Annotated in this window: 7 protein-coding genes and 3 pseudogenes; 4 read left to right on the plus strand and 6 right to left on the minus strand. The window is 59.2% G+C overall.

The features are described from left to right. Window positions 1-108 precede the first annotated feature (108 nt). The 4 genes and pseudogenes from AB5Y50_RS16080 to AB5Y50_RS16095 all read right to left on the minus strand — a co-directional run. Window positions 109-4,989, minus strand: coding sequence for a PAS domain S-box protein (locus AB5Y50_RS16080; protein WP_368163077.1), 4,881 nt, complete (start codon window positions 4,987-4,989; stop codon window positions 109-111). A gap of 122 nt (window positions 4,990-5,111) precedes the next feature. Beyond that, window positions 5,112-7,580: an EAL domain-containing protein gene (locus AB5Y50_RS16085; protein WP_368163078.1), complete on the minus strand. Its 2,469-nt coding sequence runs from the start codon at window positions 7,578-7,580 to the stop codon at window positions 5,112-5,114. 92 nt (window positions 7,581-7,672) lie between these two features. After that, a pseudogene (locus AB5Y50_RS16090) lies at window positions 7,673-7,837 on the minus strand (ATP-binding protein); the annotation flags it as partial. 29 nt (window positions 7,838-7,866) lie between these two features. After that, window positions 7,867-8,541: pseudogene (locus AB5Y50_RS16095) on the minus strand (IS3-like element ISAeme20 family transposase); the annotation flags it as partial. A 381-nt stretch (window positions 8,542-8,922) separates the two neighbouring features. On the opposite strand from AB5Y50_RS16095, the gene AB5Y50_RS16100 reads away from it, so the two are divergent. From AB5Y50_RS16100 to AB5Y50_RS16115, 4 genes are all read left to right on the plus strand, one after another. After that, on the plus strand, window positions 8,923-11,730 hold the full coding sequence (locus AB5Y50_RS16100; protein WP_368163079.1) for an EAL domain-containing protein: 2,808 nt from the start codon (window positions 8,923-8,925) through the stop codon (window positions 11,728-11,730). A 183-nt stretch (window positions 11,731-11,913) separates the two neighbouring features. Beyond that, a complete protein-coding gene (locus tag AB5Y50_RS16105) occupies window positions 11,914-12,414 on the plus strand; it encodes a phosphate-starvation-inducible PsiE family protein (protein ID WP_111896945.1) in 501 nt (166 codons plus the stop codon). Next, the gene (locus tag AB5Y50_RS16110; RefSeq protein WP_031755014.1) at window positions 12,392-13,357 is read left to right on the plus strand and encodes a zinc metalloprotease HtpX; all 966 of its coding nucleotides are present in this window, start codon (window positions 12,392-12,394) and stop codon (window positions 13,355-13,357) included. Before AB5Y50_RS16105 ends, AB5Y50_RS16110 begins: the two co-directional genes overlap by 23 nt. Window positions 13,358-13,381: 24 nt before the next feature. Further along, the gene (locus AB5Y50_RS16115) at window positions 13,382-14,533 is read left to right on the plus strand and encodes a S1C family serine protease (RefSeq protein ID WP_111896944.1); all 1,152 of its coding nucleotides are present in this window, start codon (window positions 13,382-13,384) and stop codon (window positions 14,531-14,533) included. A 145-nt stretch (window positions 14,534-14,678) separates the two neighbouring features. Here the strand turns inward: AB5Y50_RS16115 and AB5Y50_RS16120 are convergent, their stop codons facing one another. Both AB5Y50_RS16120 and AB5Y50_RS16125 read right to left on the minus strand, forming a co-directional pair. After that, entirely contained in the window at window positions 14,679-15,629 is a 951-nt protein-coding gene (locus AB5Y50_RS16120) for an IS1595 family transposase (RefSeq protein WP_111896943.1), read from the minus strand. Between the two features lie 714 nt (window positions 15,630-16,343). Next, window positions 16,344-16,589, minus strand: a pseudogene (locus tag AB5Y50_RS16125) (hypothetical protein); the annotation flags it as partial.

Here is a 16,589-nt window from a genome sequence, read left to right on the forward strand (position 1 = left end):
GGGTGTGGCTTGTTTTGTTTAGCGACTAATCAGATCGCACAAACTGGACTGAGTTCCCTTCCTCCGGTGATCTACTATTCGGAACAGCTATTTAGCAATCGATCCATATTATGTCTCCCGCTCCAGAATCCGGCGAATGATGGTGACGGCACCGGGGAATTGCAGACTCTGCACCAGTGCAGCCACCTCCTGCATGGTTTCACGCTCTTCGGGGGGCGATGCCGGCAGCGCCGCCAACAGATCCAGCGCCTCCAGATTACCGCTCTCCAATGGTGGCAGCAGCGCGCGCAGCCGCTCAAGCCACTCCGGGCGCGACAGTGTCGCGGCGATATCAGGAATGACCGTAGCTTCCGGCTGCGGCTCGGGTAGCGCCTGCATCAGCAGTTGTTCGCTGCGTGTCGCAAGCTCGCGCAAGGCGGCAAGCTGCTCGGTGTCGAAACGGGTGCAGAACTCTGCCGCTTCCTCCGTGCGGCTCTGGCGCTCCCACTCCCCAGCCTGTGCCGCCAGCGCCGTGGCCCCGACCGTCGCAGCCACGCCTTTCAGGGCGTGGAAGGTTGCAGCCATGCGCGGCACATCCGCCGCCTCGCGCTGCCGAGCCAGCATGTCCAGCTGATTGCAAGCCTCGATCGAGAAACTGGCCAGTGTCTGGCGATACAAGTTCAGATTTTGACCAAAACGGCGCATCAGCCGGTCGAGCGGGTCGACCTCCGCCGCAGTAGCCGTTTCCTGCGCCGCGGCCGGCTGCCGTTCGGTTCCGGCGGCAGGTACGGCTTTCCCCTGTACCAGCTTCAGTATGAGCTCGACCACCTCGTCGATATCGATCGGCTTGCCGACATGATCGTTCATCCCGGCCTGCAGACATGCCTCCCGGTCGGCATGCGAGGCATTGGCCGTCATCGCCAGGATCGGCAGCGCTGCCAGCACCGGTACGGCACGAATCTCGCGCGTCGCCTGCAGGCCATCCATGACGGGCATCTGCATGTCCATGATGATAATGTCAAAAGCATCCGGTTGCTGCGTGGCAATCCGAACCCCCTGCAGGCCATCCTCGGCCATCACCACCGATGCGCCCTCATGGGTCAGCAACTCGCCGGCCACCTGCCGGTTCAGCGCATAGTCCTCGACCAGCAGGAGACGCACCCCCGCCAGCCGCTGTGGTAACTCGAATACCGGCGGCAAGGAGTCGCGCTGAGCCGGCTGGCGCGCCCGCGCGATGGAGGCGATCAGTTGTTGCGGGGTAATCGGTTTGGTCAGGATATCGCGGAAAATAACTCGGTCCTGCTCTGAAATCTTGCCCAGCAGCTCACGCCCGTACGCGGACAACATGATGACGACCGGGCAGGCGACATCCGAAAACTGCTGCTTGATCAGCTTCGCGGTAGCAACCCAGTCCATTTCCGGCATGCGCCAGTCCACCAAGACCACATCGTAAGGTCGACCCGCTTTCAGTGCGCTGATGATCTTTACCAGGGCCTTCGCGCCACTCTCCACCGCATCGCAACTCCAGCCACGCATTTCGATGGTCTTGACCAGGATTTCCCTCGAATTCTCACAGTCATCAACCACCAGCACATGGCAATGACTGATGTCCGGTGCGACGACGCTGATGGACAGAGCCTTGTTTTCCACCTCAAGGCATAGCTCGAACGAGAAGCAGCTGCCACGGCCCGGTTCGCTGTCGACCCGCAATTCGCTCCCCATCAGAGCCACCAGACGCTGGCAGATGACCAGCCCCAGCCCGGAGCCGCCGAAGCGGCGGGTGGTGGAGGACTCGGCCTGAGTAAAACCATTGAAGATGCGGCTCAACTGTTCCGGGGTAATGCCGATGCCGGTGTCGGTGACCGACACCTGCAACGTCACGCTCGCCGCGTCCTGACGCAGCGCGGACAGGTGAATGACGACCTGCCCGGCCTCGGTGAACTTGAGGGCGTTGCCACCAAGATTGATCAGGATCTGCAGGATGCGCAGCTTGTCGCCTCTGACCTCCAGTGGCAGCGACGGATCGACTTCGAACATCAGCTCCACGGTCTTGTGATGCTGATTGCCGGACAACACCACGGCCAGTTCGCGCAGCATGTCTTCCAGGCTAAAGGCATGGATATCCAGCTCAAGTTTGCCGGCATCAATCTTGGAGAAATCCAGGATATCGTTCAGCAGTGCCAGCAGTGATTTGGCTGCCGACTGTGCCTTGACCACGTAATCCTGCTGTCGCGTATCCAGCGGTGTCTGCCGAACCAGCTGCAACATCCCGAGCACGGCATTCATCGGCGTGCGGATCTCGTGGCTCATATTGGCCAGGAACTGGCTTTTTGCCACGTTCGCCTGTTCCGCCTGCTGTCTTGCCAGCTCCAGGCTGTTCTCGAACTGCTTGCGTATGGTGATGTCCGTCGCGATGCCCAGGTAGCCGGTGAGTACCCCCTGCTCGTCACGCATCGCGGTGACAGCCAGTGTCACCCGGCGCCAGGAGCCATCCTTGCAGACATAGGTCCATTCGCGCGTTTCGGGCGCGACAAACTCCGGCACATGCACAAAGACACGGAAGCCTTCGATGGCCTGGCCATACTGCCGGCTCAGCTCCTCGCCGCGCGCGTTGACCTCATCGGGCAGGTGAATCATGGCCAGGGTACAACGCCCCACCATTTCGTCCTCTTGATAGCCGAGCATGCTCTGGGCGCCGCTGTTGAAAATGGTGATGCGGCCATCCTGATCGGTGGCGATGATGGACACCTCGGAGGCCGAACGCAGCACGTTGCCCAGCAGCACGTTCAGACGCTTCCGTTCCTCGTCCGCCGCGCGGCGTTCGGTGACATCGATACGCAAGGCGACAAAGCGCTCCAGCTGGCCCTCACTATCGAGACAAGGCGCAATCACGGTATCGAACCACAGCAGGCTGCCGTCCTTGCCCTTGTTGCAGATCTCGCCATGCCAGGCCTTGTTGGCAAGGACGGTGTCCCACATGTTCTGCCAGAAGGCAGCCGGATGGAGGCCGGAACTGAACAGGTGGTGATCCCGCCCGATGATCTCTTCGCGGGTATAGCCGAGCACCAGGCAGAACTGGTCGTTGGCCTCGATGATCACCCCGTTCGGGTCGGAAACCGAGTACAGCAATTGCTCGTTGATGGTTTGCAGCAACACCTGGTTTTCGCGCAGCGCTGCGGCCAACTGCTGTCGCCCTTCGACCAGCTCGGTGACATCATGCATCATCACATAAAAGCCCTGTACCTCGCCATCAATCCAGTCCGGGATGTAGTGCGCCAGCGAGTGCCGTTCTTTGCCGTCCGGGCCAAGAATGGCGCGTTCGAAGGTCTGCTCGTCGCCGCGCAACACCGCATCGATATGAGGACGATTGGCGGCAAACAGGTCTTTGCCCAGCAAGTCGACCATGCTCATGCCCGGCAGAGTGTCCGGGTCGACACCGAACCATGTGTGGTAGGCATGGTTGGCCACGCGGTTGACCAGTTGCTTGTCCCAGTAGCCGATCATCGACGGCACCGCATCGAGCACGGTGCGCAACACACGCCGCGCGCGATCCAGCTCGGCCGTCCGGGTAGCGACCATTTCCTCCAGGTGCGCGTTCAGCTCCTTCATCTGCCTCTCGATGGCCACTTGCTTGCTGATGTCACGTACGGTCTTGGAGGCGCCGACGATACGGCCACTGTCATCAATAATGGGGGATACCGATACCGAAACATCGATCAGCTGGCCATTCTTTTGGCGGCGCCGGGTCGTGAAGTGATCCAGCCTTTCGCCACGGCATATACGCGCCAGAATGTCCTCTTCCTCGTAAGCCAGATCATCCGGCACCACCAGCTGCGCCATGGTCTTGCCCAGCGCCTCGTCCGCGCGGTAACCAAAGATCTCTTCCGCACCACGATTCCAGCTGATCACCACGCCTTGCAGGGTTTTGCCGATGATGCCGTCGATGGCGCTTTCCACGATGGCCGCCATCCGCGCCTTAGCATCGATCAGCTGCTGCTGGCGCAGGCGGCTGCTGCTCCACAGGAAAACCATGATGGTAAAGCCAAGACTTGCCAGCACACCGAGCAGGCCTACGGCATAGAGGTTATTCTGGTGCAAGCCGGCAAGAAATGCGGGCTGAAAGCGGACTTCGATCTGCCACGTCCTGCCTAGAATGGTTTTGGTCACGCTGCGGCTACCGATCACAGCACCAGCAGCGGCTCGGGAGGCGTAGAACACAACCGGTTTCCGGGGGTCGCTGACATCACTCAAGGTGAACTGAGTCAGCTCCGGATTAATACGAATCGCCCCCATCACCTCGTCCATCAGAATGGGCGCATAGCTCCAGCCCAGGGTGGCCGCCACTCGCTGCGCCTCGCTATCCCGTGCCATGCCATCCCGGTAGATCGGCATCAGCATCAGGAAGGATTTGCTGGGTGCTTTCATGGCCTGGGCCAGGGCAATCGGTGCCGTGAGCTGCACCTGCCCGCTCCGCATGGCAGCGTCGGCGGCGGCCTTGCGGTTCGCCTCGGAGGCAATATCAAGTCCAATCGCCTGCTGATTGCCAGCCTGCGGTTCAACGTACTGGACGACATAGCGCTCGCCGGCATGTGGCTGCAGCTGGCGGATGGCAAAGCCGGGGGCGTCATCTTGTCTCGCCCTGGCGACAAACGCCGCCTCATCGGCCAGCGGCACACGACGGATGAAGCCGAAGCCGCGCGCCCCCGGAAACTCCACTTTCATATCGCGGCTGGCACTGTAACGACGGAAACCCGCACGCGAGATGCCCTGCTCCCCGGCCACCAGAATGGCGCCCCGCGCGCCGCGCAAGCCGTACTGGTAATGGGTAATCCGCTCCTCGACCGTATCGGCAAATTGCGTGGTGAAGTTCTGGTAGGCCTCTTGCCGATCCTGCTCCTGCTTACGATCCAGTTGCAGGGTCAGCCCCGCGGTCAGGAGCAGCCCGCTCAGGAACACCAGGATGCCACGCCGTCCGGCATGGATCCGCAGTTTTTGTTGTTGTAATGCCATGACTTGCTTTCCCCTGGCTAGTCTGTTCATGTGCACCGCGCTACCCCCTTACCGGCGCATACGGCTACTGCTCCAAGCGGCAACAGGCCGCCATGTGGCGCATCGCCAGCCTTTGCGGACGGTTACTTTGACCGCCAGTGTTGGAGATACTCGGTCAGCCGCTCCGGCATCAGCGGGCGGCTGTACAGGTAGCCCTGCATCACCGTGCAGCCCATCTGCTGCAACAGCTCCGCCTGTGCCTGCGTCTCCACGCCCTCGGCCACCAGGCGCAAATCCAGGCCATGCGCCATGTTGATGATGGCGGCCACAATTGCGGCGCTGCTCTTTTCCGTCAGGATTTCGCGGGTAAAGCTCTGGTCGATCTTGAGTACATCGATGGGGAACTGCTTCAGATAGGAAAGACTGGAGTAACCGGTGCCGAAGTCGTCGATGGAGATCGTCACTCCGATTTTGTGCAGCTCATTGATGATGGCAAAGGTATTTTTGACATCCTTAGCCAGCACCCCTTCCGTGATCTCCAGTTCCAGGTAGCCCGGCATGATGCCGGTTTGCTCGATGATCTCGCTGACCATGGCAGTAAAGTTGCTCTGCGCCAGCTGCACGGCGGAGACATTGACCGCGATATGGATCAAGTAACCCTGCTCATGCCAGCGCCGCCCTTCCTGACAGGCTTTCAGCAGCACGGAGCGCCCGAGCGGTACGATCAGCCCGGTTTCTTCCGCGAGCGGAATGAACTGGGCGGGAGAAATCAGCGAGCCATCCTGCCGGCGCCAGCGTACCAACGCCTCGGCACCGACCACCTGCTGTGAAGCCAGATCGATCTTGGGCTGGTAGTGCACCTCGAAGTCGCCCTCGGCCACCGCGACACGCATTTGGCGCTCCAGCATGTGGCGTGCATAAAGGGTATGCTCGATTTCCTGCGAGAAAAAGCGGAAGCGTCCACGTCCCTCCTGCTTGGCCTGATACATGGCGGCATCGGCATGGCGGTACAGTGCCTCCTGGTCGTCGGCGTCGTCCGGGTACAGGCTAATGCCGATGCTCATCGACAAGTCATAGCGGACGCCATCGAGCAGGAAGGGTTCGGCACAGGCTTCCAGCAGGCGCTCGCCTAGCTGGGAGACTTCGTCCACATGCCCGATTTCCGGGATCAGGATAATGAACTCGTCGCCGCCCTGACGGCTGATGGTGTCACCATTGCGCACAAACTGCTGCAGCCGCTTGGCAAGCTGCAACAGCAGCTGATCGCCGATGGAATGGCCGACCGAGTCGTTGATGGTCTTGAAATGGTCGAGATCCAGTATGAACAAGGCAACCTGGCCACCATTGCGGCCAGCCTGTTGCAGTGCCTGCGAGGTACGGTCCTGCAGCAGCATGCGGTTCGGCAGATTGGTCAGCGGATCATGGTGGGCAAGATGCGTCATCTTGAGCGCCATTGCCCGCGCTTCGCTGACATCATGAAAAACGATGATGGCACCGGTCAGCTTGCCGGCCTGGTCCCAGATCGGGGCGGCAGAGTCTTCCACCTCCAGCACGCGACCATCGCGGCAGGCGATCTGGCTGTTGAGCGCCATGCCGACGATGCGCTGCTCCTTGAGCGCGAGATAGATCGGGTTTTGCAGCACGTGCCCATCGAAGCTGTCGCGTAGCGGCATCACCTGCTCGATCGGCACGCCGATTGCCCTCCTGCCATACCAGCCGGTCATCGCCTCCGCGATGGGGTTCAGGAAGTTGACCCGACCTTCGGCATCGGTAGCGATCACGGCATCGCCGATCGAATTCAGGGTAATGCGCAGCCGCTCCTTCTCGTTGTGCAGAGAGGTCTCGGCCAATTTCCGGTCTGTCACATCCGTCACCAGCATCAGCAGGCCGGCTTGCAGACCGGACTGGTCTCGACACACCAGCGACACCTGGCCAAACAGCATGTCGCCATCCTGACGCATGTATTCCAGATCAAACGACACCGCACGCCCGTCGGCCAGGCCGGCAAGGTGCGCTTCGATCTCGGCATAGACATGATTGCCGAGCACCTCCTGCAGCCGCATGCCACGCATGCGCTCGGCCGGAATGCCAAACCACTGCCCGTCCACATCGTTGCACAGGATATTGCGGTACGACTCATCCCAATAGGCGACAAAGGCAGGCAGATTCTGCACCAGATCCTGCAGGTCCTGTTGCGCGCAGGCCAGCTGTTTGGAACGCAAGCGCAGCGCCAGGTGAGTCTGGATGCGCGAACGCGCAATCGGCACATTGAGCGGCTTTTGCAGGAAATCCACCCCGCCGAGACTGAGCGCATGCAGTTCGTTGGCGTCTTGCGTATGAGAAGTGACAAAAATGACCGGGACGTCCCTCAACCGGGGGTCCGCTTTAATGGCCTGGCATACGGCATAGCCATCCATCTCCGGCATCTCGATGTCCAGCAGGATGATGTCCGGCGGCTTGCGTTGCGCCGCTCGCAGCGCCGCTTCCCCGCTGGTGGCGAAATGGATTTCGCCCAGATCGCGAACCGCTTCTCGCAGAATCAGCACATTACTGGGTTGATCATCAATGATCAAAATGTGCGCTGGTTCGGTTTTTTGATCATTGAATAACAAGTTACCCTCCTTGTGCGTATTCCGGCGAAGTTGAACAGCCATTCCGGCCAACGTGAACACCCTGATCCTTAACGCGCTCACGTCATCTCGTTTTAACTCGACTGTTCAGATTGGGTCAACTCACTTCTCCTCTTCCTCATCGATTCTCCCTTCAGTGGCAGCCGGTGAGCGTTGTGCATCAGCCGGTCCAGGATCGCATCTGCCAGGGTGTTGTCACCCAAGCTCGCGTACCACTCTTCAGTTGGCAGCTGACTGAGGTGTCCTGACAAGATCGGACAGTCCCGGATCAAGCAGCCTGAGCAGTTCTCCAATACCTCTTGTTAAACTCCGCCGGGCTGACATTGCCAAGTCGTGAATGCCGACGCTGGCGGTTGTAAAAAATCTCTATGTATTCCTGAATCGCTGCCTTGGCCTCCGCTCTCGTCTCGAATCTATGGTGGTGAACCAGTTCATTTTTAAGAGACCCCCAGAAGCTTTCTATCGGGGCATTGTCGAAGCAGTTCCCCTTGCGTGACATGGAGGTCTGCATGCCAAATTGTACCTGGAGAGCCCGGTAAGCCTTGGCACAGTACTGACTGCCCCGGTCTGTGTGATGAATAAGCCCAACGGGTGGCCTCTTCTGCTGCACAGCCCGAAACAGCGCCTGACTGACCAACCCGGTGGTCATTCGCTCTCCCATCGCATAACCCACTATCTCACAGGTAAACACATCCTTGAGACCAGCCAGATAAAGCCAGCCTTCGTCGGTGGCAATATAGGTGATATCACCGGTCCAGACTTCGTTGGGCTTCGTCGGCGCAAAGACCTGACCAAGGAGATTCTCCGCCACGGGCAGGGAATGAGCAGAATGGGTTGTCGCCTTGAATTTGCGCTTTTGTTTGCAAGACAACCCCATTTCACGGCGCAATCGCCCAATCCGGTCCCGCCCAGCGTAAAATCCTTCGGCGGCCAACTCAGCTTGGGAAGGTGCGAATAAGTCATATGGCACGAGAGCATTTACTGGTAACCCATTGATATTAAATGACTAAAATTTTCATTTTTTGTTCGTGGGATACTTGTTCGCACTTTCCTTAGTTAAGATCTCGACTATTTACAGCTTGGCAACGCAAGGTACAATTAAAATCGTACTTGGCGCCGCTCAACTGATCGATACTTGATCAACTAGCGCAAAGAATGATCATGCGTCGGCCCTGGCGAACCACCCTGCTTATCAGTTGTTCGATCCTTGAAGAGAGTGCGTAGCCGCGATGCATAGAGACCCTAACCACACAATCTTTGACGAAATGCGCTCCGAGTTGCAGAAACTTTGGAACCTCTGTTTCACCCATAAGGAGCGTCACCTTTGAACGAGACGCCTCAAACCTCAGCCCGACACTGTGACCAGATTAACCAGAATGCCCATTCTGGCAGTTGGCATCTCGATCTTGGCTCGCAACTCCTCACTTGCTCCGATGAAACCTGCCGCGTGCTCGGCCTGGATGTTGGTGCGCCAATAGCCTTCGAGCGATTCCTGCAGTGCATTCACCCTGAAGACCGCCCCCTCTTCGATAGGGCATGGGATGCTGCCATGTGCGGAAAGTCCCTTGATCTGCGGTGTCGCATCGTCAGCGGAGGGCAGGTTCGCTGGATACACCTGCGGGCAACATTCAAGGGCGACGCCTCTGGTCGACCCAGAGCGGCAGACGGGACGGTAGAGGACATCACCGATCTCAAGAGGGTCGAGCAGGCGCTGAACGCTATGCGCCGACAGCGAGAAGAGTTGGCCAGCCACGTTCCCGGTATGCTTTACCAATACCGTCTTCGTCCGGACGGCAGCTCGCACTTCCCTTATGCCAGCGCGAGGATACAGGAAATATACGGGGTTGCACCGGAGGATGTTGTTGAAGATGCCACGCCTGCGTTCGCTGCGCTCCATCCTGAAGACCGCGACCGTGTGCATGAAACCATACGGGCGTCGGGGCAGTCACTCGCGCTTTGGCATGACGAGTACCGAGTGCAGTTTCCAGACGGTCGGGTGATCTGGGTCGAAGGCGAGGCGTCGCCTGAAGCCATGCCTGATGGGAGCATCCTCTGGCACGGCTATATCCATGATGTCACCTCACGCAGAATATCCGCGGAAGAGCTTCGCCTTGCGGCTAAAGTTTTTGAGCACGCAGGAGAGGGCATCCTCGTTACCGACGCTCAAGGCCACATAGTTAACGTCAATTGGGCGTTTTCCGTGATCACTGGTTATGCGCGGGAGGAAGTAATGGGTCAGACACCTCGTCTGCTCGAGTCCGATCGCTATGACGATGAGTTCTATCAGGCCGTTTGGCAGGCTCTGCGTGAGCACGACTATTGGCACGGAGAGCTCTGGTGCCGACGCAAGAACGGCAGTCAGTTTGCCGCGCTGCTGACGATCAGTGCAGTCCCGGATACGCGGGGCAATATCGAGCATTACGCAGCCATGTTTTCCGACATCACAGGGCTGAAGGAGAACCAGCAACAGCTTGAACGCGTTGCTCATTACGACCTGCTCACCGGCTTGCCCAATCGACTATTGCTTGGAGACCGCCTTAAGCAGGCCATTCGTCAGACACGTCGGCGTGGCATGCACCTGGCGGTTGTCTTCATCGATCTGGATGAATTCAAGAAGGTCAACGACCAGCACGGCCACGGAGTCGGCGACAAATTGCTTTCCGTCCTGTCCAGGCGTATGGCGCAGGTGTTGCGCGAAGACGATACCTTGGCCCGTCTTGGTGGTGATGAGTTTGTCGCTATTCTGGTCGACCTGCCGGATATTTCCGTCAGCGTACCGATTCTCGATCGCCTGATCGAGGTGGCTGTACAGCCCGTACCGATTGGTGACGCACTGTGCGAGGTGAGCGCGAGTATCGGTGTGAGCTACTACCCGCAAGGCGAAGATATCGACGCCGACCAACTGCTGCGGCAGGCAGATCAGGCTATGTATCGTGCCAAGCAAGCCGGCAAGAATCGATATCACGTTTTCGATACGGAGAAGGATTGTACTCTGTGCACCCGTCACGAAGGATTTGACAGCATAAAGAATGCACTTGCCAATGGGCAGTTTCTGCTTTATTTCCAACCTAAGGTCAACATGCGCACCGGTGAGGTGCTGGGCGCCGAAGCCTTGATCCGCTGGCAACATCCGACGCGTGGCTTGTTATCTCCTGCCTCCTTCATACCCATCATTGAGAACCATCCGCTCGGGATTGACGTGGGGGAATGGACCATCGAGGCTGCGCTGACCCAGATCGAAGTTTGGCGCAAGGCCGGCCTTCATGTCCCGATCAGCGTGAATATCGGTGCGCGGCACTTGCTGCAACCGGACTTCATCATGCATCTACGGGGTATGTTGTCACGACATCCCGGCGCCCAGCCGCAAGACCTTGAACTGGAAATCCTCGAAACCAGCGCCGTGGAGGACTTCGTTCAAGTGTCTCAGTTGATGGCGCTGTGCGAGAGGATGGGATTGCGTTTTGCCCTCGACGATTTCGGCAGCGGCTATTCATCGCTGACCTATCTGAAGCGCCTGCCCGCGCACCTGCTCAAGATCGACCAAGGTTTTATACGCGGCATGCTCGAGGAGCCGGACGATATCGCCATCCTCGATGCGCTACTGGCACTGGCAAGCTCGTTTGGCAGGAACTGCATCGCGGAGGGAGTCGAATCCATTCAGCATGGTGAAATGCTGCTGCGTATGGGATGCGAGTGGGGTCAGGGCTATGCCATCGGGCATCCGATGCCAGCGCATGAATTCGAGCAATGGCTACACACCTGGCAGGTACCCTTATCCTGGAAGGGATTCAAACCTGACAGTCGCTCCGCGCTGCCCGTGCCGTTCACATACGCCGACCACCGGGTCTGGATTTCCCAGATGATCGACTATCTGTCAGGCAAGGCCCAAGTGCCCCCTCAATCCGAAACACTCCAATACTGGCGGGATCAAAGTGGCCGCCCTACGTTCTTCGGCAAGGATCCTGATGATCAGGTCGATGTCCTGCATCAGAGCATCCAGCAGTTAGCGCACACCCTGAGTGAAATGAAAAATGCCGGCCGTGTCGAGGCATTGAGGGCTGGCATCGACAAGTTGCAACGTTTGCAGGCGGATCTGCTGGGATTGCTGCCGCCAGACCAGAAGCCGAATTGATGCCATGCATGGAACAAAGGTTTGACGTGCAAGAGGCTGATCCACCCATCGGCGGCGCCACGGACGTGCAGGACGTTATGCGCTGGGTGGCTTCGCAATTGCCCCGGCAATCCAGGTGTAATCGAGTCGTCTTCTCGGACTCCCCGTTCCATTAACGTTTCATTGAAAGAGAGAGCAACGCTTATGCATAAAGAATCTGGCCACACGACCCTTGACGAGATGCGCTCCCAGTGGCGGTTGATGACGGTTTACGAGCGCTTCGAGCAGGTCGTCGCCCTCGTTCTGTCGGCGATAATTGCCGTCATCATCGTGGTGTCGCTGTTCCAGCTCATCGCCATCGTCTTCACGCTGCTGGTCCTCGATGCCTTCAATCCCCTGGATCACAAGGTATTCCAGAGTGTGTTCGGCATGATCATGACGCTCTTGATCGCGATGGAGTTCAAGCATTCCATCGTGCGCGTGGCGCTGCGTCGGGACAGCATCATCCAGGTCAAGACCGTGATCCTCATCGGCCTGATCGCGCTGGCACGCAAGTTCGTGGTCCTCGACCCCGACACGAGTCCCGCCAAAATCGCCGCGCTGGCAGGCGCCACACTGGCGCTTGGTACCACTTACTGGCTGCTGCGCGATCGCGACGACCGCGCCGCCGAGACATCTGAGCATGACCCGTCATCATCCCAGTGACCCGCGCGCGGCGTTGTTGCAACACCGCTGGCTCAACCGCCTGCAGACCGGGCTGTTGGTCCTGGCCCTGGTCGGGATCGCAGCCGCCGCAGGAAGCCTGCTGTTCGGGGAAAGCGGCCTGTGGCTCGCGCTGTTTGCCGTTGCAGGCACGCTGCTGCTGGAGCCGGCAGCCGCGTCGGCGCTGACCCTGCGCCTGTATCGCGCGCGGGCACTGCACCCGCACGAAGCCCCGGAAATTTGGGCTCTGTTGCGCGAGCTGTCCGCCCGTGCCGGTTTGCCCGCCACGCCGGTGCCGCACTACGTGCCCAGTGCCGTCGTCAACGCCTTCGCCACCGGCTCCAAGCAGCATGCATCGATCGCCCTCACCGATGGCCTGCTGCGCAACCTGAGTTCGCGCGAACTGGCGGGTGTGCTCGCGCACGAGGTCGCGCACATCGCTAATGAGGATCTGCGTGTCATGGGGCTGGCGGATTCCGTCAGTCGCCTCACGAGCCTGCTAGCGATGGTCGGACAGATCGCTATTGTGTTCAGCTTGCCCGCACTGCTGGCCGGCGCGGTGGCGGTCAATTGGCCTGGACTGCTTCTGCTGATCGCCTCGCCCCAGCTGGCCCTACTCGCACAGCTCGGCCTGTCTCGCGTGCGTGAGTTCGATGCTGACCGCCTCGCGGCGGAACTGACGGGCGACCCGCACGGGCTGGCGTCCGCGCTGGCGAAAATCGAGCGGGTCAGCCGCTCCTGGCGTGCCTGGCTGCGGCCGGGATGGGGCAATCCCGAGCCTTCCTGGTTGCGCACCCATCCGGCAACGCAAGATCGTATCTCACGCCTGCTGACGTTGGCGCCTGGACCCGTAACAGCCTTGCCGTTTCACGCGCCCCATTTCTTGCCGGAATCCGCTGTGACGCCGCGCCCGCCGCGCTGGCGCCCGAGCGGGCTATGGCGCTGATTGCCTATCAACAGGAGACTTCTCATGGCCTACCCTGACCCGTACCCACGCCCCGCACCGGATCCCTTCATCCGGCGCTGGCTCGTCATCACTGCGTGCGTTGCAGCACTCATGCTGTTCTGGCAGTTCCTGCCCGCCATCGAAGCCTGGTTCAGCCCGCGCCAAGCCGCTGAGCGCACCGTCACGCCGCGTGGCGATCTGGCCGCTGACGAACAGGCCACCATCGAACTGTTCGAAAAATCACGCGCCTCGGTGGTCTACATCACCACCGCGCAGCTGGTGCGCGACGTCTGGACGCGCAATGTCTTCTCCGTGCCGCGTGGCACCGGCTCGGGCTTCATCTGGGACGACGCCGGCCACGTCGTCACCAACTTCCACGTTATCCAGGGCGCGTCCGAAGCCACGGTCAAACTCGCCGATGGCCGCGACTACCAGGCCGCGCTGGTGGGGGCGAGCCCAGCGCACGACATCGCCGTGCTCAAGATCGGCGTCGGTTTCCAGCGCCCGCCCGCCGTTCCGGTCGGCACCAGCGCAGACCTCAAGGTGGGACAAAAGGTGTTCGCCATCGGCAACCCCTTCGGCCTGGATTGGACACTCACCACCGGCATCGTCTCGGCGCTTGACCGCACCCTTTCCGGCGACGCCAGTGGCCCGGCCATTGACCACCTGATCCAGACCGACGCCGCTATCAACCCCGGCAATTCCGGTGGCCCGCTGCTCGATTCGGCTGGGCGGCTGATCGGCATCAATACCGCCATCTACAGTCCGTCTGGCGCCTCGGCCGGCATCGGCTTTGCGGTGCCGGTCGATACCGTCATGCGCGTGGTGCCGCAACTCATAAAGACCGGCAAGTACATCCGTCCGGCGCTGGGCATCGAGGTGGATGAGCAGCTCAACGCGCGTCTGCAGGCGCTGACCGGCAGTAAGGGCGTATTCGTATTGCGCGTGACGCCGGGCTCGGCGGCGCACAGGGCCGGGCTCGTCGGCGTCGAGGTCACCGCAGGCGGCATCGTGCCCGGCGATCGCGTTATCAGCATCGACGGTATCGCCGTCGACGACGTCACTACATTACAGGCCCGGCTAGACGACAAGAACGTTGGAGATGTTGTGGTCTTGTTAGTGGAGCGGGCCGGCAAGACTCGCGAGATGCTTGTGGAACTACAACCGGGAGTTTGATGGAAAGTGGGTCATGGATCTGCACAGCGAAGCAGCCAAGCGACTTCAGCCTTGCGCCGAACTACGAGCCCTAGCTAGTGCAGTGGGGGGAAGGCTGTTTAGGTTAAATGGATATAAGGGTGTCATTTTTGATTGTGTTTCCTGATTACCCATGATCTTCAGCCAGCTTCAGCAAGCGGTATGGCATAGGCGGCGTGATCGCCGCAGCAGCCCCAAGCTTGGCGAGCATGCCGCTAAGGTCAAAGCGATTGTTGAAGCGGAAGCAGTATTCAGCGAGATGGCGGGGAATGTGCCTCTGGCCAAGCTTATGGCAGCTCCCGTGAAGCGAGTTTTTGATGTTGCCGAGCATCGTGTTCACCCAGCGAAAGGCGGCGTGATCCAGCAACTCCAAACGCCCGCCCATGGTGAAGCCCAGATGGTTGCAAGTGGCGCGCTCAACCGCTCGAAAGCATTTGAGGCCGTCAGAGATGACCAGACTTCCCGGCCCCAGGTGGCGCTTAGCCCAAGCACCTATCTCTTTGGTTTTGAAACCAGAAACGACCGTCATGCGCATGGCTATCGGGTGTCCAACTTCGTTCAGAGCAACTGCCGCTACAAAAGGTGTCTTGCCTGCCGCCCCTCGTCCTCGTTTGCCACCGCGTCGTTCGCCGCCCCAGTAGGCGTCGTCGAGCTGAATAATGCCGTGCAGAGGATGCCGATCATCCGCTTCTTTCATCGCCTGCAACAGTTTGTGCTTCACCATCCAGGCCGTGTTGTAGTTGACGCCAAGCTGGCGATGCAGCTCCATGGCAGACAGACCGGTCTTGGAGACCGTCAGCAGATGAAGCGCCAGGAACCAGGTGGTCAGCGGCAGCTTGGTGCAGGCGAAAATGCTGCCACTGATCAGCGAGCTCTGGCTGCGGCAACGGTTGCACTGAAGGACGCGGGGACGATGGTGAAGGCGGCAAAAGGTCGTATTGGAGCAGTTTTTACAGACGAAGCCTTGGGGATAACGCCACTTAAAGAGAGCTTTCTCGCACAGCTCTTCCGTGCCGTACTTCTCCAAAAAACCGTTTACGCTCAGACCCTTCTGATACTGAACTTTGTTCTTGGCCATGGCCGTGCTCTCCGCCCGGAAACTGTATGCGCATACAGTATAGGCATGGCTGCATAACATGGGTAATCAGGTTGTGTTTTTAAAAGAAGGTGTTGATTTTTTTGGGTAAGCATTTAGGGCGTCCAAGGGTTGGAGCAGTTGGCACGGATGAGAGAGCTTAATGCTCGCTAGGGATTGGATCTATGTGTTTTTTCTGACTGACTGCTTACGTGTTGGAACGGGCAACATCGGAAAAGGATGAATCTTTATTTTCACCATTTACCGTATTTTTCGAGCCTGGGCGAAAATTAGGATGATACTTTAGCGCCCTTAATCATTCTCCCATGAAAGGCAAAACGATCCAGTCTCGGGTGTAAGTGCTCACAACATACTGATATAAAAGGGATTTTTTATGAATAGGAGAGCGCGCGACGTTTCTCTCTGTTTTTAGGGTTAGGATGAAACTTTATTTGCATCCCACAGCTGCTGGACTTGCGTCTGGCCCAATATCAGCAGCGCAAAATCGCATCGGCAGCCGCCATTTCCCCTGAGCCCTTCACAACTATCCACGATGAGGAACAGGCGCTGGCGCCTGATGCCAAAGCGCGTCAGGTGACCCTGATTTAAGGCTGGCTATCCGATAGCACGATCAGTGTAAAAACCAGCAGTGTGAAAACAATCAAGGCGCCAGTGGCGCCTTGATTGTTTGATGAGATGGTCGGTCACCGCTGGCCGTTACCTAAACAGCCATTCCATATCGTCCTCTTCCTCATCCCACCTCATTTGCTGCTGATCCCAGCGGGCCGCCAGATAGGGTTTGAGGGTCTGCAGGGTGGTGATCTCGGCCAGCTGGGCAGTCAGGTGGTCGATATCACGCAGCAAATAGTCCCGATGTTCGGCAAAGGCCTGCTCGGTCTTTTTCTTGGATGATTGCTTGAATTTGTGCAGCACCGCGCCCATTAGCCCGTCTTGCCCGCCGTA

The sequence above is a fragment of the Aeromonas sp. s6 genome (assembly GCF_040907815.1).
GTDB classification, from domain to species: domain Bacteria; phylum Pseudomonadota; class Gammaproteobacteria; order Enterobacterales; family Aeromonadaceae; genus Aeromonas; species Aeromonas caviae.